Genomic DNA, 15725 nt, shown 5'->3' on the forward strand with positions numbered 1-15725 from the left:
CGAAGGCGGTCGTACCGTCGGCGCCGGCGTCGTCGCCAAGATCATCGAGTAATCGTTCTTTTTGAAAACCGGGGTGGGTAACGCTCACCCCATCGTTCTTTGGAAGCCAAGAAAATGCAAAGCCAAAAAATCCGTATCCGTCTGAAGGCCTTCGACTATCGTCTGATCGATCAATCCGCCCAGGAGATCGTCGAGACCGCCAAGCGTACCGGTGCTGTCGTTCGTGGTCCCGTTCCGCTGCCGACCCGCAAGCAGCGTTTCGACATCCTGCGTTCGCCGCACGTGAACAAGGCTTCCCGCGATCAGCTCGAGATCCGTACCCATTTGCGTCTGATGGATATCGTCGATCCGACCGACAAGACTGTTGATGCCCTGATGAAGCTGGATCTGCCGGCTGGCGTCGACGTCGAGATCAAGTTGCAGTAATTGTAGTTTTGCGGATATAATCCGCGCCTTTCGGGGGTGGCCGGCAACGGCTGCCCATTTGTTGTTTTACATCGACCGGCCAATCGCAGCCGGCGATGAGGAGAATAACCATGAGTCTAGGCCTTGTTGGTCGCAAGGTTGGCATGACTCGCATTTTTGCCGAGGATGGCGCGTCCATCCCGGTAACTGTGCTTGACGTGTCCAATAACCGCGTGACCCAAGTCAAAACGCCGGAGATCGATGGCTACGCAGCCATTCAGGTCGCATTCGGCAAGCGCCGTGCCTCTCGTGTTTCCAAGCCCCTGGCTGGCCATCTGGCCAAGGCAGGTGTGGAAGCCGGGCATGTGCTCAAGGAATTCCAGGTCGAAGCTGATCAACTGGCCAATTTCAAGGCCGGCGATCAGATCGCTGTCACCATCTTTGCCGAAGGGCAAAAGGTTGATGTGACCGGTACCTCGATCGGTAAGGGTTTCCAGGGTGGTATCAAGCGCCACAACTTCAGCTCCAACCGTGCTTCCCACGGTAACTCGGTGTCGCACAATGCGCCGGGTTCCATCGGTATGGCGCAGGATCCGGGTCGTGTTTTCCCGGGTAAGCGCATGGCCGGCCATCTGGGCGACGTGCAGTCGACCCTGCAGAGCCTGACCATCGTTCGCGTCGATGCCGAGCGCCAGCTGCTGCTGGTCAAGGGCGCTGTTCCGGGTGCCAAGGGTTCTGACGTCGTCGTGCGTCCGGCAGTCAAGGCTTAAGGGGGCGACATGGAACTGAAGGTTATTAACGAACAAGGTCAGGAAGCTGCCAAGCTGCAGGCTTCCGATGTGCTGTTCGGTCGCGAATTCAACGAAGCGCTGGTGCACCAGATCGTCGTCGCCTACCAGGCGAATGCCCGTTCTGGCGACAGCAAGCAGAAGGATCGCTCCGAAGTCCGTCACACCACCACCAAGCCGTGGCGTCAGAAGGGCACCGGTCGTGCCCGTGCTGGCTCGAACGGCAGCCCGCTGTGGCGTGGGGGCGGTCGGATTTTCCCGAACTCGCCGGACCAAAACTATTCCCAGAAGGTTAACAAGAAGATGTTCCGCGCCGGCATGGCTGCGATCCTCTCCGAGTTGGCCCGTCAGGACCGTCTGGTGGTGATCGACGATCTGTCCATCGATGCGCCGAAGACCAAGCTGTTTGCCCAGAAGCTCAAGGGCATGGGTCTGGAAGGCAATCTTCTGGTTGTTACCGACGAGCTGAACGAGAACCTCTACCTCTCGTCGCGCAACCTGCCCAATGTTCTGGTCCTGGAAGCCCAGGAAGCTGATCCGGTTTCCCTGGTCCGCTTCAACAAGGTCCTGGTTACCAAGAATGCCGTGGCCAAGTTCGAGGAGATGTGGGGATGAATCAAGAGCGTCTGATGCAGGTGCTGCTGGCACCGCAAATCTCCGAGAAGGCTACCTACGTTGCCGACAAGCATGAGCAAGTGGTTTTCCGTGTCGCATCCGATGCGACCAAGCCGGAAATCAAGGCTGCTGTCGAGCTCCTGTTCAAGGTTGAGGTTGAGGCCGTTCAGGTCGCCAACGTCAAGGGCAAGGTCAAGCGCTTCAAGGGTGCAACCGGCCGTCGCAAGGGCTGGAAGAAGGCCTACGTGAGCCTGAAGCCGGGTCAGGAAATCAATTTCGTTGAAGGGGGCAATGCGTAATGGCTCTCGTTAAAGTCAAACCTACCTCCCCGGGTCGCCGCGGTGTTGTCCAGGTGGTCAATGCCGATCTGCACAAGGGCAAGCCGTTTGCCGGCCTGGTCGAGTCGCAGTCCAAGAACGCCGGTCGCAACAACAACGGTCGTATCACCGTTCGCCATCAGGGCGGTGGTCACAAGCAGGCTTATCGCGTCGTCGATTTCAAGCGCAACAAGGACGGTATCCCGGCCAAGGTTGAGCGTCTGGAATACGATCCGAACCGTACCGCCAACATCGCTCTGGTGTGCTACGCCGACGGCGAGCGCCGTTACATCATCGCCAACAAGGGCATGGTGGTCGGTCAGCAGATCATGAGCGGCTCGGAAGCCCCGATCAAGTCTGGCAATGCGCTGCCGATCCGCAACATCCCGGTCGGTACCACCATCTGCTGTGTCGAGATGATGCCGGGCAAGGGTGCGCAGATCGCTCGCTCCGCCGGTACTTCCGTTCAGCTGCTGGCGCGCGAAGGTTCCTACGCCCAGATTCGTCTGCGTTCCGGCGAAGTTCGTCGTGTGCACGTCGAGTGCCGCGCCACCGTCGGTGAAGTCGGTAACGAAGAAAACAACCTGCGCAAGATCGGCAAGGCCGGTGCTCAGCGCTGGCGTGGCATTCGTCCGACCGTCCGCGGTACCGCGATGAACCCGATCGACCACCCGCACGGTGGTGGTGAAGGCAAGACCGGCGAAGGTCGTGTTCCGGTTAACCCGTGGGGTCAGCCCACCAAGGGTTACCGTACCCGCAGCAACAAGCGCACGAACAGCATGATCGTTCAGCGCCGTCACAAGCGTTAAGGGGTAGGAAATGGGACGTTCTCTCAAAAAGGGCCCGTTTATTGATGCGCACCTGATCGACAAGGTCGAGGCAGTTCGCGCCACCAATGACAAGCGCCCGATCAAGACCTGGTCGCGTCGTTCGACGATCCTCCCCGAGTTCATCGGCCTGACGATCGCGGTCCACAATGGCAAGCAGCATATCCCGGTGTTCGTCACCGAGAATATGGTCGGTCACAAGCTCGGCGAGTTCTCGCTGACCCGTACGTTCAAGGGTCACACCGCCGGCAAGAAGGCCAAGAAGTAAGGAGCTGACATGGAAACTCGTGCAAGTCTGCGGGGCGTACGCCTCTCTGCGCAAAAAGGCCGCCTGGTGGCGGATCTCGTGCGCGGCAAGCCGGTTGGTCAGGCTCTCAACATCCTGGCCTTCAGCCCGACCAAGGGCGCTGGTATCATCAAAAAGGTGCTGGAGTCGGCTATCGCCAACGCCGAGCACAACGACGGCGCTGATATCGACGAACTGAAGGTGAAAATCATCTACGTCGAAAAAGGCATGGTGCTGAAGCGTTTCACCGCGCGCGCCAAGGGTCGTGGCAATCGGATCAGCAAGCCGACCTGCCATATCTATCTGACCGTTGGTAACTAAGGAAGAGCCATGGGACAGAAAATTCATCCGACTGGCTTTCGTCTGGCCGTCACCAAAAACTGGAGTTCCCGTTGGTACGCCAACAGCAAGGACTTCCCGGGCATGCTGCAGGAAGACGTCAAGGTACGCGAGTACCTGAAGCGCAAGCTGGCGCACGCCTCGGTTGGTCGCGTGCTGATCGAGCGTCCGGCCAAGAATGCCCGCGTCACCGTTTACTCCGCCCGTCCGGGCGTGGTCATCGGCAAGAAGGGCGAGGACATCGAACAACTGCGTACGGACCTTCAGCGCATCATGGGCGTTCCCGTCCATGTGTCGATCGAAGAAATCCGCAAGCCGGAAATCGATGCCCAGCTGATCGCCGATTCGATCGCCCAGCAGCTCGAGAAGCGCATCATGTTCCGTCGCGCCATGAAGCGCGCGATGCAGAACGCCATGCGCCTCGGTGCCCAGGGTATCAAGGTGATGAGCGCCGGCCGTCTGAACGGTGCTGAAATCGCCCGTAGCGAATGGTATCGCGAAGGTCGTGTGCCCCTGCACACCCTGCGCGCCGACATCGACTACGCAACTTCCGAAGCGCTGACCACCTACGGCATCATCGGTATCAAGGTCTGGGTTTACAAGGGCGACATGCTCGACCGTAACGCCCAGCCGGTCGCCGAAGAGCCGGCAGCCGAAGAGCGTCGTCCGCGTCGCGCCCCGGGCAAGCCCGAAGGCGACAAGCCGCGTACCCGCACCGTCAAGAAGGCTGACGGTGATGCTCCGGCCAAGCGCAACGTCAGAAAGGCAGGTGCCTAAATGTTGCAACCTAATCGTCGCAAGTTCCGCAAGGAGCATAAGGGCCGCAATGAAGGTCTGGCGACTCGCGGTACGAAGGTCTCCTTCGGTGAGTGGGGTCTCAAGGCTATCGGTCGCGGTCGCCTGACGGCTCGCCAGATCGAAGCTGCCCGTCGCGCCATGACTCGTCACATCAAGCGCGGTGGCCGCATCTGGATCCGTATCTTCCCGGACAAGCCGATTTCCAAGAAGCCGGCCGAAGTTCGTATGGGTAACGGTAAGGGTAACCCGGAGTATTGGGTCGCCGAAATCCAGCCGGGCAAGGTCCTTTATGAAATGGATGGTGTCAACGAAGCGCTGGCTCGCGAGGCATTTGCACTCGCCGCTGCCAAGCTGCCGATTGCCACCACCTTCGTGACTCGTCATCTGGGGTAATCATGAAAGCTAGTGAATTGAGAACCAAGAGCGTGGACGAGCTCAACAAGGAATTGCTGGACCTGTTGAAGGCCCAGTTCGGTCTGCGTATGCAGCTTGCTACCCAGCAGCTGTCCAATACCAGCCAAATGTCCAAGGTGCGTCGCGATATCGCTCGTGTGCGCACGCTTATCCGTGAAAAGGCGGTGCAGCAATGAGCGAAACCACCAGCATCAAGCGCACTCTGATCGGTCGCGTTGTCAGCGACAAGATGGACAAGACGGTTACCGTCCTGGTCGAACGTAAGGTCAAGCACCCGATGTACGGCAAGGTGATGGTTCGTTCCAAGAAGTATCACGCCCATAACGACGGCAACACCGCCAAGGCTGGCGATCTCGTCGAGATCGTCGAAACCCGCCCGGTTTCCCGTACCAAGACTTGGGCTGTGACCAGCGTTCTGGAAAAGGCGATCGTTGTATAACGAAAGTTTTTAAAAACGCTTGCGCAGTATAAAAAGAAGCCGGTATAATCCGGCTTCTTTTTTGCGGGCGCCGTCCTGGTCCCGTAAAGTTGTTCGACCCGTACGGGTTCCAAGACTGACCGCGCAAGCGGATTAAGTTGGAGTTAATTTAAATGATTCAGATGCAGACGATTCTGGACGTCGCCGATAACACCGGTGCGCGTTCGGTAATGTGTATCAAAGTGCTGGGTGGCTCCAAGCGCCGTTATGCTGGTATTGGCGATATCGTCAAGGTCAGCATCAAGGACGCTGCGCCGCGCGGTCGCGTGAAGAAGGGTGATGTCTACAACGCCGTGGTGGTTCGTACCGCCAAGGGTGTGCGTCGTCCTGATGGCTCGCTGGTACGCTTTGACGGCAATGCCGCAGTCCTCCTCAACAACAAGCTCGAGCCGATCGGCACGCGCATCTTTGGCCCGGTGACCCGCGAACTGCGTACCGAGCGCTTCATGAAGATCGTGTCCCTGGCTCCGGAAGTTCTGTAAGGAGCGGATGATGGAAAAGATTCGCAAGGGCGACGAAGTCGTCGTCATTACCGGTAAAGACAAGGGCAAGCGCGGCACCGTCGTGCTTCGTGTTGATAGCGAGCATGTGGTTGTCGAAGGTGTCAATCGTGCCAAGAAGCACGTCAAGCCGAACCCGATCAAGGGTGTGGCCGGTGGCATCGTTGACAAGGACATGCCGATCCATATCTCCAATGTTGCGCTGTTCAATGCAGCAACCAAGAAGGCCGATCGTGTCGGCATCAAGGTGCTCGAAGATGGCCGCAAGGTTCGCGTGTTCAAGTCGAACGGCGAACTGGTGAACGCATAAGGAATCGACATGGCGCGTTTGCAACAGTTTTACAAGGACACCGTTGTTTCCGACCTGACCAAGCAGTTCGGCTACAAGTCCGTGATGGAAGTGCCCCGCATCACCAAGATCACCCTGAACATGGGTGTCGGTGAAGCGGTCGCCGATAAGAAGGTTCTGGAAAACGCCGTTGGCGACATGCAGAAGATTGCCGGTCAGAAGCCGGTCACCACGAAGGCTCGCAAGTCGATCGCCGGCTTCAAGATTCGTGATGGCTACCCGATCGGTTGCATGGTCACCCTGCGTGGTCCGCGTATGTTCGAGTTTCTGGATCGCCTGGTCACCATCGCGCTGCCGCGCGTTCGTGACTTCCGTGGTATCTCCGGCAAGGGTTTTGACGGCCAGGGCAACTACAACATGGGTGTCAAGGAACAGATCATTTTCCCGGAAATCGAGTACGACAAGATCGATGCTCTGCGGGGTATGAACATCAGCATCACCACGACCGCGAAGACCGATGCAGAAGCCAAGGCGCTGCTGACGTCCTTCAAGTTCCCGTTCAAGAATTGAGGCAATCATGGCAAAACTTGCTCTGATCAACCGTGAAGAAAAGCGCCGCAAGCTGGTGGCTCAGTACGCCAAGAAGCGCGCTGCCCTGGAGGCAATCTTCAACAACGCGAGCCTGTCGGACGAGGAGCGTTACGAAGCCCGTCTGAAGCTGCAGGCCCTGCCGCGCAACTCCAGCCCGTCGCGCCTGCGCAACCGCTGCCAGCTGACTGGTCGTCCGCGTGGCGTTTTCCGTAAATTCGGTCTGTGTCGTAACAAGATCCGTGAACTGGCCTTCAATGGCGAGATCCCGGGTGTTGTTAAGGCCAGCTGGTAATCAGGAGATACAGAAATGGCTATGAGCGATCCGATCGCGGACATGCTGACTCGCATCCGCAACGCCCAGCTCGCCGAGAAGGCGTCTGTCTCCATGCCCTCGTCCAAGGTCAAGGCCGCTATCGCTGCCGTCCTCAAGGATGAAGGCTATGTCGAAGATTTCGCAGTCCGTCAGAACGACGGCAAGGCTACCCTCGAAATCGCCCTCAAGTACTACGCTGGCCGTCCGGTCATCGAACGTATCGAGCGCGTTTCCAAGCCTGGCCTGCGTATCTACAAGGGCTGCGAAGATATCCCGCGCGTCATGAACGGCCTGGGTGTGGCGATTGTGTCCACCCCGAAGGGTGTCATGACCGACCGCAAGGCCCGCGCTACCAAGGTTGGTGGCGAAGTCCTGTGCATCGTGGCCTAAGGAGCTGACCGATCATGTCTCGTATTGGTAAGAATCCCGTCGTGCTGCCGGCCGGTGTCGAAGTTAGCGTTGGTGAGCAAATCGTCGTCAAGGGCCCGCTGGGCACCTTGAAGGCTGCTGCTCATCCGGCCGTCACCGTTGCCGTTGAAGGTCAGAGCGTTGTTGTTTCCAAGGTTGCTGGCGCCGAGAATGCGGCTGCCATGTGGGGCACCATGCGTGCCAACCTGAACAACATGGTGACCGGCGTTTCCAAGGGCTTTGAGCGCAAGCTGCAGCTGGTTGGCGTGGGTTACCGTGCCCAGGCCGCCGGCGACACGCTGAATCTCTCCCTCGGCTTTTCTCATCCGGTCGCGCACAAGATGCCGGCCGGCGTAAAGGTTGAATGCCCGACCCAGACGGAAATCGTCATCAAGGGTGCGGACAAGCAACAAGTCGGTCAGGTAGCTGCCGAAGTTCGTGCGTATCGCAAGCCGGAGCCCTACAAGGGCAAGGGCGTTCGTTACTCGGACGAAGTGGTGGTTATCAAGGAAACCAAGAAGAAGTAAGGGTGGCATATGTTTAACAAGAAGCAAGCGCGTTTGCGCCGTGCCCGCAAAACCCGGGCCAAAATCGCCGAACTCAAAGCTGTGCGTCTGTGCGTTAACCGCACGAACTGCCACATTTACGCCCAGATCATTTCGCCCTGCGGCGGCAAGGTTCTGGCTTCGGCTTCCACGCTGGACAAGAACGTTCGTGGCGACGTCACGAACGGCGGTAACAAGGCTGCTGCCACTGCTGTTGGCAAGCTGATCGCCGAGCGCGCCAAGGCCGCCGGTATCGAGCAGGTGGCCTTTGATCGCTCCGGTCTCCAGTACCACGGTCGTATTCAGGCGTTGGCTGAAGCCGCGCGTGAAGGCGGCCTGAAGTTCTAACCGACGGCGAAAGGACGAGGTTAAGAAATGGCTAAACCTGAAAGAAACAAGAAGCCGCAACAGGCTGAAGAGCGCGACGACGGTCTGCGCGAGAAGATGGTTGCGGTTAACCGCGTCACCAAGGTGGTGAAGGGCGGCCGTATCCTCGGTTTCGCTGCACTGACCGTGGTTGGCGATGGCGATGGCGCGATCGGCATGGGCAAGGGCAAGTCCCGCGAAGTGCCGGTGGCCGTGCAGAAGGCAATGGAAGAGGCCCGTCGCAAGATGGCCAAGGTCAGCCTGCGCAACGGTACCGTTCATCACACCGTCATGGGCCGTCATGGTGCAACCACCGTGATGATCCAGCCGGCTCCGGAAGGTACGGGCATCATCGCCGGCGGCGCCATGCGTGCCGTCTTCGAAGTTGTCGGCGTGACCAACGTTGTGGCCAAGGCTCACGGCTCCACCAATCCTTACAACATCGTGCGTGCCACCATCGACGGTCTGTCGAAGGTCAATACGCCGGCAGAAATCGCTGCCAAGCGTGGCCTGTCTGTTGATCAGATCCTGGGGTAAGTCATGGCTGACAAGAAAATCACTGTGAAGCTCGTCAAGAGCATCATCGGCACCAAGCAGGACCATCGCGCCACCGTGCGCGGCCTGGGCCTGCGCAAGCTGAACAGCACCTCTGTACTGGAAGACACGCCGGCAGTGCGCGGCATGATCCAAAAGGTTCAGTATCTCGTAAAGGTTGAGGGTTAAGCCATGCGTCTGAATACCATCAAACCGGGCGAAGGCTCGAAGAAGGCCGCCAAGCGCGTCGGCCGCGGTATCGGTTCCGGCCTGGGCAAGACCTGCGGCCGCGGCCACAAGGGTCAGAAGTCCCGTTCCGGCGGCTTCCACAAGGTTGGCTTCGAGGGCGGTCAAATGCCGCTGCAGCGTCGTCTGCCGAAGCGCGGTTTCAATTCGCTGACCCGCGCCCGCAACTACGAAGTCCGCCTGACCGACCTGGATCGTCTGCCGGTTGACGAAATCGACCTGCTGGCTCTGCAAGCAGCCGGTATCGTTCCGGGCGATGCGCTGTCGGCCAAGGTCATCCTGTCCGGTGCCATCAGCCGCAAGGTTGTCCTGAAGGGCGTTGGCGCCACCAAGGGTGCCAAGGCTGCGATCGAAGCCGCTGGCGGCTCCGTCGCCGAGTAACAAAGGGAAAGGTTAGAACGTTGGCAGCAAATCCCAATACCGTAGGCAAGGGTGGCAAATTCGGCGATCTCAAGCGCCGGCTTTGGTTCCTGCTGGGCGCTCTCGTGGTTTACCGCATCGGCGCGCACATTCCGGTTCCGGGGATTGACCCCAACGTTCTGGCTGACCTTTTCAATTCGCAGCAGGGCGGCATCCTGGGCATGTTCAACATGTTCTCGGGTGGTGCCTTGTCGCGATTCACCATTTTTGCACTGGGGATCATGCCGTACATTTCGGCGTCGATCATCATGCAATTGATGAGCGTGGCCAGTCCGCAGCTCGAAGCCCTCAAGAAAGAGGGTGAAGCCGGCCGCCGCAAGATCACGCAATACACCCGTTACGGTACGGTCATCCTCGCCCTGTTCCAGGGGCTGGGCATCGCCGTGGCCCTCGAGGCGCAGGCTGGCCTGGTCAATGACCCGGGCTTCATGTTCCGCCTGACCACGGTGTCCACCCTCCTTACCGGGACCATGTTCCTGATGTGGCTGGGTGAGCAGATCACCGAGCGCGGCCTGGGTAACGGCATCTCGATCATCATCTTCGCCGGTATCGCCGCCGGTCTGCCGAATGCCATCGGTGGCCTGCTCGAACTGGTTCGTACCGGTGCCATGCACCCGCTGACCGCACTGATCATCTGCGTGCTGGTTGTCGCGGTTACCGGTTTCGTCGTCTTCGTCGAGCGTGGCCAGCGCAAGATTCTGGTCAATTACGCCAAGCGCCAGGTCGGCAACAAGATTTACGGTGGCCAGAGCTCGCATCTGCCGCTGAAACTGAATATGTCGGGCGTCATTCCGCCGATCTTCGCGTCGTCCATCATTCTCTTTCCGGCAACCGTGGCCAACTGGTTCGGTTCCAGCGAGTCGATGCTGTGGTTGAAGGACGTAGCTGCCACCCTGTCGCCGGGGCAGCCGATCTACGTGATGCTCTACGCCGCCGCGATCGTATTTTTCTGCTTCTTCTACACCGCACTGGTTTTCAATTCCAAGGAAACCGCGGACAACCTGAAGAAGAGCGGCGCCTTCGTTCCGGGTATCCGCCCGGGCGAGCAGACCGCACGCTACATCGACAAGATTCTGATGCGCCTGACCCTGATCGGTGCCGCCTACATCACCGTCGTGTGTCTGCTGCCGGAATTCCTGATTCTGAAGTGGAACGTGCCGTTCTACTTCGGTGGTACCTCTTTGTTGATTATCGTGGTCGTTACCATGGACTTCATGTCTCAGGTGCAGGCTTACGTGATGTCGCACCAGTATGAAAGTCTCTTGAAGAAAGCAAACTTCAAGGGTTCGCCGATGATCAAGTAATAGTTACTCATGGCAAAAGAAGATTACATCGAGATGCAAGGCGAGGTTGTCGAGAACCTCCCGAATGCGACCTTCAAGGTCAAGCTGGAAAATGGACATATCGTCCATGGCTTTATCTCCGGAAAGATGCGCATGCACTACATCCGCATCCTTCCTGGCGACAAGGTTACCGTCCAATTGACGCCATATGATTTATCGAAAGCCCGGATCGTTTTCCGGGCCAAGTAAAAAGTTCTCTACGCAATAAACCGCAGGGCAAGGAATCACGGCTGCTTCCAAGCTCTCGCAGACGAGGAGTAAAACATGAAAGTTCAACCTTCAGTGAAGCGCATTTGCCGCAACTGTAAAGTTATCCGCCGCAAGGGTGTCGTGCGCATCATTTGCAAGGATCCGCGTCACAAGCAGCGCCAGGGCTAAGCCCTGTCGAGTCGGCATTCGTTAATTTTCGAAATATTGGAGCGATAGAATGGCCCGTATTGCAGGGGTAAACATTCCGAACCATCAGCATGCTGAAATCGCGCTGACCGCGATTTACGGCATCGGCCGCACCCGCGCACAGAAAATCTGTGATGCAGCCGGCATTGGTCGTACTACCAAAATGAAGGACCTGTCCGATGCGGACATGGACCGTCTGCGTGACGAAGTGGGCAAGTTCACCGTTGAAGGTGACCTGCGCCGCGAAGTCACCATGAACATCAAGCGCCTGATGGACCTCGGTTGCTACCGTGGCCTGCGCCATCGCAAGGGCCTGCCCTGCCGTGGTCAGCGCACCCGTACCAATGCTCGTACCCGCAAGGGCCCGCGCAAGGCCATCGCTGGCAAGAAGTAATAGGGACTGAACATGGCAAAGACTGCACCTAAAGTTCGCAAAAAGGTCAAGAAGAACGTAGCCGAGGGCATCGCCCACATCCACGCTTCGTTCAACAACACCATCATCACCATTACCGATCGCATGGGCAACGCGCTGTCCTGGGCGACTTCCGGTGGCGCCGGTTTCCGCGGCTCCCGCAAGTCCACCCCGTTCGCCGCCCAGGTCGCTGCCGAAGCGGCTGGCAAGGCTGCCCAGGAATGCGGTGTCAAGAATCTGGAAGTCCGCATCAAGGGCCCTGGTCCTGGCCGCGAATCTTCTGTCCGCGCACTGAACGCGCTGGGCATCAAGATCACCGCGATTTCCGACGTGACGCCGGTGCCGCACAACGGCTGCCGTCCGCCCAAGAAGCGCCGCATCTAAGGAGAAAGACAAGTGGCTCGTAATCTCGATCCGAAATGCCGTCAGTGCCGCCGCGAAGGCGAAAAGCTGTTCCTGAAGGGCGAAAAGTGCTTTACCGACAAGTGTGCCATCGAGCGTCGTTCTTACGCTCCGGGACAGCACGGTCAAAAATCCGGCGCCCGTCTGTCCGACTACGGCGTCCACCTGCGTGCCAAGCAGAAGATCCGTCGCGTCTACGGCGTGCTGGAAGGCCAGTTCCGCAAGACCTTTGCCGAAGCTGACCGCCGCAAGGGCCAGACCGGCGAAAACCTGCTGCAGCTGCTGGAAGCCCGCCTGGATTCCGTCGCCTACCGCATGGGTTTCGGTGCTTCCCGTACCGAATCGCGCCAGGTCGTCCGTCACAACGGCGTTCTGGTTAACGGCAAGCGCGTCAATATCCCGTCCTACCTCGTCAAGCCGGGCGATGTCGTCCAGCTGACCGACCGTGCACGCGCTTCCCTGCGCTGCAAGGCCGCTCTCGAGGCCGCCGAATCCCGCGGTTTCCCGGAGTGGATTTCGGTTGACGTCAAGGAAGGCAAGGGCACGTTCAAGGCCATGCCGCAACGTTCCGAACTGCCGGCGACCCTGAACGAAGGTCTCGTCATCGAACTTTACTCGAAGTAAGCACTGAGCAGAGGATCTAGCCCATGCAAAGCAGTGGACTTCTGAAACCCCGTATCATTGACGTGCAGAGCGTTTCGCCCGTGCAGGCCAAGGTGGTCATGGAGCCGTTCGAACGCGGCTATGGCCATACCCTGGGCAATGCACTGCGTCGCATCCTGCTGTCGTCCATGGTCGGCTACGCGCCGACTGAAGTCGGCATCGATGGCGTGCTCCACGAGTACTCCACCGTTGATGGCGTGCAGGAAGATGTGGTCGATATCCTTCTCAACCTGAAGGGCATCGTCTTCAAGCTGCACAACCGCGACGTCGTGAACCTCAAGCTGGTCAAGGAAGGTGAAGGCGCTGTTCGTGCTGCTGACATCGAGTTGCCGCACGACGTGGAAATCATCAATCCGGAACACGTGATCGCTCACCTCTCTCCGGGCGGCAAGCTCGCCATGGAGATCAAGGTCGAGAAGGGTCGCGGCTATGTGCCGGGTAACGTGCGCAACCTTGGCGACGCCAAGACCATCGGCAAGCTGGTTCTGGACGCTTCGTTCAGCCCGATCCGCCGCGTGGCCTACGCCGTCGAAAGCGCCCGTGTCGAACAGCGTACCGACCTCGACAAGCTGATCGTCGATATCGAAACCAACGGCGTCGTCGAGCCGGAAGAAGCCATCCGCTACGCAGCCCGCGTACTGATGGAACAGCTTTCCGTCTTCGCCGATCTGGAAGGCACGGCCCCGGTGGCCGAGGCTTCCAAGCCCGCCCAAGTCGATCCGGTTCTCCTGCGTCCGGTCGATGATCTCGAACTGACGGTTCGTTCCGCGAACTGCCTGAAGGCCGAGAACATCTACTACATCGGCGATCTGATCCAGCGTACCGAGAACGAACTTCTCAAGACCCCGAACCTGGGTCGCAAGTCGCTGAACGAGATCAAGGAAGTGTTGGCCGCACGCGGCCTGACGCTGGGCATGAAACTGGAAAATTGGCCGCCCGCCGGTCTGGAAAAGGCGTAAGCCTTTTCCGATCAGGGCAGTCAAGGGACGCCTGCAGAACATAGAAAGGATTAACCATGCGTCACCGCAATGGACTTCGCAAACTGAACCGCACCAGCAGCCATCGCCTGGCGATGCTGCGCAACATGACCGTTTCCCTGCTCCGTCACGAGGCCATCAAGACCACGTTGCCGAAGGCCAAGGAACTGCGTCGTGTCGTCGAACCGATGATCACCCTCGGCAAGAACCCGACCCTCGCCAACAAGCGCCTGGCATTCGACCGCCTGCGCGACCGTGAGATCGTGGTCAAGCTGTTCGCCGAGATCGGCCCGCGCTACGCTACCCGTCCGGGTGGCTACCTGCGCATCCTGAAGTGCGGCTTCCGCGTCGGCGACAATGCGCCGATGGCGTTCGTCGAACTGCTGGACCGCCCGGAACCGACCGAGGCTGTCGAGATCGAGGAATCGGCTGGCGAATAAGCCAGTATTGCTCAAAGAAAAAGGCCGGAATTTCCGGCCTTTTTTATTCCTGGGATTATTCCTGGGATCGGCCCCGGTTTCAGGGGCAATCGATCAGCATCAGCGACACGTCGTCGCTGGCGGGCGTTCCGTTCTGGTGGGCTTGCAGCGCGGCTTCGATCTTCGGGAAGCGGTCGCCGGGCGAGGTGTTCGCGATCGCCTGTATCAAGCCCGAGGTCCCGAACTGCTCGTCGGCCGGGTTGGTGGCTTCGAGCAAACCGTCCGAGCACAGGACGAGCTGATTTTCCGCTTCCCACGAAAAGGCGATGGGTTCTCCGCCCAGTTCCGAGCTGGCGACAATCCCGAGCGGCAGGTTGGCGGATGGGAACGTCTTGGTGGTGCGGCCCCAGCGATCGAACAGGAAGGCCTCCGGCGTCCCGCCGACCCAGATTTCGCCCTGGCGCGATTGTTCGTCAAGGCAAACCAGGGTAATCGCGACAAAGCGGCCGACCGGCATCGATTCCTTCAACTGCTGGTTCAGTTCGAGGATGATCTCCTGAACCGTCCGGTTCAATTTGGTCATCCGGTAGAAAAGCGCAAGCACGGGCAGGGCGCTGATGGCGGCGGCCAGGCCGTGCCCGGTGGCGTCGGCCAGCAAGGCGTAGAAACGGTTGTCGGGCGAGCGGGTGGCGGCGACGATATCGCCGCTGAAGTGTTCGGCGGGGATGACCTTGTATTTCAGGCGACGGTCGCGCAGGCCGCTGCGGTGCAACTGCTTTTCCATCAGGCGAAGCGCCAGTTGCTGTTCGGCCTGGGTCTGGTCGTAGTAGGTTTGCAGCTGCCGGGCGTTGGCCCGCAGCTGCTGCTCGGCTTGCTTGCGCTCGGTGATGTCGCGAACGACGCAGATTTCCATCTGCTGGTTATCGAGCATGACCTGGCTGATCGACAGCGTTGCCGGGAACTGATGCCCGTCCTTGTGGCGGGCCAGCACTTCCTGCTCGTTGCCGCTGACCGCAGGTGGGGTCCCGCCCGGCTGTCCGGCGCGTTTGGCCGAGGCCTCGTCGGGCAGCAGCATGGCGATGTTGCGGCCGACTATTTCGCTCTGGTTCCAGCCAAAGATGCGTTCCGCGGATAGATTGGCGGAAACGATGACGCCCTGGTCATCCGACGTGATGATGGCGTCGAGTACGTTGTCGGAAATGGCCTGGACCCGATGCAGGGAGTCGATGGCCACCTGCTGCATCGATAGCGAACGCTGCATGGAGCGCAGCTTGGCTTCGAGGACGACGAAGTTGATCGGCTTGGTCAGGTAGTCGTCGGCGCCGGCGTCGAGGCCTTCCACCAGGTTTTCGTCGCGATTGAGCGCCGACAGGAAAATGACCGGCGTCCATCGGTCGCGGGTCATGCCCTTGATGCGCCGGGCGGCCTCGAAGCCGTCCATGACCGGCATCATGATGTCGAGCAGCACGAGGTCCGGGGATTCGGTTTCGAACTTGCGGACCGCCTCCTCGCCATTCTCGGCCAGGATGACCTCGTGTCCGAGCTTCTTCAGGAATACCTGGAGGATGTGCAGGTTGGTCCGGTTGTCATCAACCGCCAACACCTTCATTTTGGACATCAGGGCATGCATGGAG

General features: G+C 59.3%; 30 protein-coding genes. 29 read left to right on the plus strand and 1 reads right to left on the minus strand.

Annotated elements, in window-relative coordinates; genetic code table 11:
• The first annotated feature begins 114 nt into the window (after positions 1–114).
• The 29 genes from rpsJ to rplQ all read left to right on the plus strand — a co-directional run bounded on the left by rpsJ (position 115) and on the right by rplQ (position 14112).
• Positions 115–426 carry a 30S ribosomal protein S10 gene (gene rpsJ, locus Q0P59_RS17845; RefSeq protein ID WP_028994183.1) on the plus strand — a complete coding sequence of 104 codons (312 nt, stop codon included), beginning with the start codon at positions 115–117 and terminating at the stop codon, positions 424–426.
• 110 nt (positions 427–536) lie between these two features.
• The gene (gene rplC, locus Q0P59_RS17850) at positions 537–1175 is read left to right on the plus strand and encodes a 50S ribosomal protein L3 (RefSeq protein WP_295008907.1); all 639 of its coding nucleotides are present in this window, start codon (positions 537–539) and stop codon (positions 1173–1175) included.
• A gap of 9 nt (positions 1176–1184) precedes the next feature.
• Positions 1185–1808 carry a 50S ribosomal protein L4 gene (gene rplD / locus Q0P59_RS17855; RefSeq protein WP_275707769.1) on the plus strand — a complete coding sequence of 208 codons (624 nt, stop codon included), beginning with the start codon at positions 1185–1187 and terminating at the stop codon, positions 1806–1808.
• Positions 1805–2107: a 50S ribosomal protein L23 gene (gene rplW, locus Q0P59_RS17860; protein ID WP_150429711.1), complete on the plus strand. Its 303-nt coding sequence runs from the start codon at positions 1805–1807 to the stop codon at positions 2105–2107. Before rplD ends, rplW begins: the two co-directional genes overlap by 4 nt.
• Positions 2107–2934, plus strand: a complete 828-nt coding sequence (gene rplB, locus Q0P59_RS17865; protein WP_295008911.1) for a 50S ribosomal protein L2 — start codon at positions 2107–2109, stop codon at positions 2932–2934. The genes rplW and rplB overlap by 1 nt, the downstream gene beginning before the upstream one ends.
• A 10-nt stretch (positions 2935–2944) precedes the next feature.
• Positions 2945–3220, plus strand: coding sequence for a 30S ribosomal protein S19 (rpsS, locus tag Q0P59_RS17870; RefSeq protein ID WP_076091637.1), 276 nt, complete (start codon positions 2945–2947; stop codon positions 3218–3220).
• A 9-nt stretch (positions 3221–3229) separates the two neighbouring features.
• Complete coding sequence (gene rplV / locus Q0P59_RS17875) at positions 3230–3559, plus strand: 50S ribosomal protein L22 (RefSeq protein WP_295008915.1); 330 nt, start codon at positions 3230–3232, stop codon at positions 3557–3559.
• A 9-nt stretch (positions 3560–3568) separates the two neighbouring features.
• Positions 3569–4354 carry a 30S ribosomal protein S3 gene (rpsC, locus tag Q0P59_RS17880; RefSeq protein WP_295008917.1) on the plus strand — a complete coding sequence of 262 codons (786 nt, stop codon included), beginning with the start codon at positions 3569–3571 and terminating at the stop codon, positions 4352–4354.
• The gene (rplP, locus tag Q0P59_RS17885) at positions 4355–4768 is read left to right on the plus strand and encodes a 50S ribosomal protein L16 (protein WP_150429715.1); all 414 of its coding nucleotides are present in this window, start codon (positions 4355–4357) and stop codon (positions 4766–4768) included. It abuts the gene before it with no gap.
• Between the two features lie 2 nt (positions 4769–4770).
• Positions 4771–4965, plus strand: coding sequence for a 50S ribosomal protein L29 (gene rpmC / locus Q0P59_RS17890; RefSeq protein ID WP_027456670.1), 195 nt, complete (start codon positions 4771–4773; stop codon positions 4963–4965).
• A complete protein-coding gene (rpsQ, locus tag Q0P59_RS17895) occupies positions 4962–5228 on the plus strand; it encodes a 30S ribosomal protein S17 (protein ID WP_150429716.1) in 267 nt (88 codons plus the stop codon). The genes rpmC and rpsQ overlap by 4 nt, the downstream gene beginning before the upstream one ends.
• 152 nt (positions 5229–5380) lie before the next feature.
• A complete protein-coding gene (gene rplN / locus Q0P59_RS17900) occupies positions 5381–5749 on the plus strand; it encodes a 50S ribosomal protein L14 (protein WP_027456668.1) in 369 nt (122 codons plus the stop codon).
• Positions 5750–5756: 7 nt separating this feature from the next.
• The gene (gene rplX / locus Q0P59_RS17905) at positions 5757–6077 is read left to right on the plus strand and encodes a 50S ribosomal protein L24 (RefSeq protein ID WP_295008923.1); all 321 of its coding nucleotides are present in this window, start codon (positions 5757–5759) and stop codon (positions 6075–6077) included.
• A 9-nt stretch (positions 6078–6086) separates the two neighbouring features.
• Positions 6087–6626, plus strand: a complete 540-nt coding sequence (gene rplE / locus Q0P59_RS17910) for a 50S ribosomal protein L5 (RefSeq protein ID WP_275707777.1) — start codon at positions 6087–6089, stop codon at positions 6624–6626.
• Positions 6627–6633: 7 nt separating this feature from the next.
• Entirely contained in the window at positions 6634–6939 is a 306-nt protein-coding gene (gene rpsN / locus Q0P59_RS17915) for a 30S ribosomal protein S14 (RefSeq protein ID WP_295008925.1), read from the plus strand.
• Between the two features lie 15 nt (positions 6940–6954).
• Entirely contained in the window at positions 6955–7350 is a 396-nt protein-coding gene (rpsH, locus tag Q0P59_RS17920) for a 30S ribosomal protein S8 (protein ID WP_150429720.1), read from the plus strand.
• A 14-nt stretch (positions 7351–7364) separates the two neighbouring features.
• Positions 7365–7895, plus strand: a complete 531-nt coding sequence (gene rplF, locus Q0P59_RS17925; RefSeq protein WP_295008927.1) for a 50S ribosomal protein L6 — start codon at positions 7365–7367, stop codon at positions 7893–7895.
• A gap of 9 nt (positions 7896–7904) precedes the next feature.
• Positions 7905–8261: a 50S ribosomal protein L18 gene (rplR, locus tag Q0P59_RS17930; protein WP_150429722.1), complete on the plus strand. Its 357-nt coding sequence runs from the start codon at positions 7905–7907 to the stop codon at positions 8259–8261.
• Between the two features lie 27 nt (positions 8262–8288).
• A complete protein-coding gene (gene rpsE / locus Q0P59_RS17935) occupies positions 8289–8816 on the plus strand; it encodes a 30S ribosomal protein S5 (RefSeq protein WP_150429723.1) in 528 nt (175 codons plus the stop codon).
• A 3-nt stretch (positions 8817–8819) separates the two neighbouring features.
• Positions 8820–9002, plus strand: coding sequence for a 50S ribosomal protein L30 (gene rpmD / locus Q0P59_RS17940; protein ID WP_295008931.1), 183 nt, complete (start codon positions 8820–8822; stop codon positions 9000–9002).
• Between the two features lie 3 nt (positions 9003–9005).
• Complete coding sequence (gene rplO / locus Q0P59_RS17945; RefSeq protein WP_150429725.1) at positions 9006–9440, plus strand: 50S ribosomal protein L15; 435 nt, start codon at positions 9006–9008, stop codon at positions 9438–9440.
• Between the two features lie 20 nt (positions 9441–9460).
• A complete protein-coding gene (gene secY, locus Q0P59_RS17950) occupies positions 9461–10783 on the plus strand; it encodes a preprotein translocase subunit SecY (RefSeq protein WP_295008933.1) in 1323 nt (440 codons plus the stop codon).
• A 9-nt stretch (positions 10784–10792) separates the two neighbouring features.
• The gene (gene infA, locus Q0P59_RS17955; protein ID WP_027456657.1) at positions 10793–11011 is read left to right on the plus strand and encodes a translation initiation factor IF-1; all 219 of its coding nucleotides are present in this window, start codon (positions 10793–10795) and stop codon (positions 11009–11011) included.
• 75 nt (positions 11012–11086) lie between these two features.
• Positions 11087–11200 (plus strand): 50S ribosomal protein L36, encoded by a 114-nt coding sequence (gene rpmJ / locus Q0P59_RS17960; RefSeq protein ID WP_011286109.1) that lies wholly within the window; start codon positions 11087–11089, stop codon positions 11198–11200.
• Between the two features lie 49 nt (positions 11201–11249).
• Positions 11250–11612: a 30S ribosomal protein S13 gene (gene rpsM, locus Q0P59_RS17965; protein ID WP_295008937.1), complete on the plus strand. Its 363-nt coding sequence runs from the start codon at positions 11250–11252 to the stop codon at positions 11610–11612.
• 12 nt (positions 11613–11624) lie between these two features.
• Positions 11625–12014: a 30S ribosomal protein S11 gene (gene rpsK / locus Q0P59_RS17970; protein ID WP_027456655.1), complete on the plus strand. Its 390-nt coding sequence runs from the start codon at positions 11625–11627 to the stop codon at positions 12012–12014.
• Positions 12015–12026: 12 nt separating this feature from the next.
• Positions 12027–12656, plus strand: coding sequence for a 30S ribosomal protein S4 (rpsD, locus tag Q0P59_RS17975; RefSeq protein WP_295008940.1), 630 nt, complete (start codon positions 12027–12029; stop codon positions 12654–12656).
• Positions 12657–12679: 23 nt separating this feature from the next.
• On the plus strand, positions 12680–13654 hold the full coding sequence (rpoA, locus tag Q0P59_RS17980; protein WP_150429730.1) for a DNA-directed RNA polymerase subunit alpha: 975 nt from the start codon (positions 12680–12682) through the stop codon (positions 13652–13654).
• A gap of 56 nt (positions 13655–13710) precedes the next feature.
• Positions 13711–14112, plus strand: coding sequence for a 50S ribosomal protein L17 (gene rplQ, locus Q0P59_RS17985; protein WP_150429731.1), 402 nt, complete (start codon positions 13711–13713; stop codon positions 14110–14112).
• Between the two features lie 79 nt (positions 14113–14191).
• On the opposite strand, the gene Q0P59_RS17990 is transcribed toward rplQ, so the two are convergent.
• On the minus strand, positions 14192–15709 hold the full coding sequence (locus Q0P59_RS17990) for a SpoIIE family protein phosphatase (RefSeq protein ID WP_295008943.1): 1518 nt from the start codon (positions 15707–15709) through the stop codon (positions 14192–14194).
• Positions 15710–15725: the final 16 nt, after the last annotated feature.

It is taken from the genome of uncultured Dechloromonas sp., from assembly GCF_945957265.1.
Classification (GTDB): Bacteria; Pseudomonadota; Gammaproteobacteria; order Burkholderiales; family Rhodocyclaceae; genus Azonexus.

Excerpts from the sequence above, each read along its gene's own strand:
- rplW (WP_150429711.1), top strand. The coding sequence starts at position 1,805 with ATGAATCAAGAGCGTCTGATGCAGGTGCTGCTGGCACCGCAAATCTCC.
- rpmD (WP_295008931.1), top strand. The coding sequence starts at position 8,820 with ATGGCTGACAAGAAAATCACTGTGAAGCTCGTCAAGAGCATCATCGGC.
- rpsK (WP_027456655.1), top strand. The coding sequence starts at position 11,625 with ATGGCAAAGACTGCACCTAAAGTTCGCAAAAAGGTCAAGAAGAACGTA.
- rplF (WP_295008927.1), top strand. The coding sequence starts at position 7,365 with ATGTCTCGTATTGGTAAGAATCCCGTCGTGCTGCCGGCCGGTGTCGAA.
- rplD (WP_275707769.1), top strand. The coding sequence starts at position 1,185 with ATGGAACTGAAGGTTATTAACGAACAAGGTCAGGAAGCTGCCAAGCTG.
- rpsH (WP_150429720.1), top strand. The coding sequence starts at position 6,955 with ATGGCTATGAGCGATCCGATCGCGGACATGCTGACTCGCATCCGCAAC.
- rplV (WP_295008915.1), top strand. The coding sequence starts at position 3,230 with ATGGAAACTCGTGCAAGTCTGCGGGGCGTACGCCTCTCTGCGCAAAAA.
- rplC (WP_295008907.1), top strand. The coding sequence starts at position 537 with ATGAGTCTAGGCCTTGTTGGTCGCAAGGTTGGCATGACTCGCATTTTT.
- rpsN (WP_295008925.1), top strand. The coding sequence starts at position 6,634 with ATGGCAAAACTTGCTCTGATCAACCGTGAAGAAAAGCGCCGCAAGCTG.
- rpsE (WP_150429723.1), top strand. The coding sequence starts at position 8,289 with ATGGCTAAACCTGAAAGAAACAAGAAGCCGCAACAGGCTGAAGAGCGC.
- rplO (WP_150429725.1), top strand. The coding sequence starts at position 9,006 with ATGCGTCTGAATACCATCAAACCGGGCGAAGGCTCGAAGAAGGCCGCC.
- rplB (WP_295008911.1), top strand. The coding sequence starts at position 2,107 with ATGGCTCTCGTTAAAGTCAAACCTACCTCCCCGGGTCGCCGCGGTGTT.
- Q0P59_RS17990 (WP_295008943.1), bottom strand. The coding sequence starts at position 15,709 with ATGTCCAAAATGAAGGTGTTGGCGGTTGATGACAACCGGACCAACCTG.
- infA (WP_027456657.1), top strand. The coding sequence starts at position 10,793 with ATGGCAAAAGAAGATTACATCGAGATGCAAGGCGAGGTTGTCGAGAAC.
- rplE (WP_275707777.1), top strand. The coding sequence starts at position 6,087 with ATGGCGCGTTTGCAACAGTTTTACAAGGACACCGTTGTTTCCGACCTG.
- rpmJ (WP_011286109.1), top strand. The coding sequence starts at position 11,087 with ATGAAAGTTCAACCTTCAGTGAAGCGCATTTGCCGCAACTGTAAAGTT.
- rpmC (WP_027456670.1), top strand. The coding sequence starts at position 4,771 with ATGAAAGCTAGTGAATTGAGAACCAAGAGCGTGGACGAGCTCAACAAG.
- rplQ (WP_150429731.1), top strand. The coding sequence starts at position 13,711 with ATGCGTCACCGCAATGGACTTCGCAAACTGAACCGCACCAGCAGCCAT.
- rpsC (WP_295008917.1), top strand. The coding sequence starts at position 3,569 with ATGGGACAGAAAATTCATCCGACTGGCTTTCGTCTGGCCGTCACCAAA.
- rpsQ (WP_150429716.1), top strand. The coding sequence starts at position 4,962 with ATGAGCGAAACCACCAGCATCAAGCGCACTCTGATCGGTCGCGTTGTC.
- rpoA (WP_150429730.1), top strand. The coding sequence starts at position 12,680 with ATGCAAAGCAGTGGACTTCTGAAACCCCGTATCATTGACGTGCAGAGC.
- rpsS (WP_076091637.1), top strand. The coding sequence starts at position 2,945 with ATGGGACGTTCTCTCAAAAAGGGCCCGTTTATTGATGCGCACCTGATC.
- rplP (WP_150429715.1), top strand. The coding sequence starts at position 4,355 with ATGTTGCAACCTAATCGTCGCAAGTTCCGCAAGGAGCATAAGGGCCGC.
- rplN (WP_027456668.1), top strand. The coding sequence starts at position 5,381 with ATGATTCAGATGCAGACGATTCTGGACGTCGCCGATAACACCGGTGCG.
- rplR (WP_150429722.1), top strand. The coding sequence starts at position 7,905 with ATGTTTAACAAGAAGCAAGCGCGTTTGCGCCGTGCCCGCAAAACCCGG.
- rplX (WP_295008923.1), top strand. The coding sequence starts at position 5,757 with ATGATGGAAAAGATTCGCAAGGGCGACGAAGTCGTCGTCATTACCGGT.
- rpsJ (WP_028994183.1), top strand. The coding sequence starts at position 115 with ATGCAAAGCCAAAAAATCCGTATCCGTCTGAAGGCCTTCGACTATCGT.
- rpsM (WP_295008937.1), top strand. The coding sequence starts at position 11,250 with ATGGCCCGTATTGCAGGGGTAAACATTCCGAACCATCAGCATGCTGAA.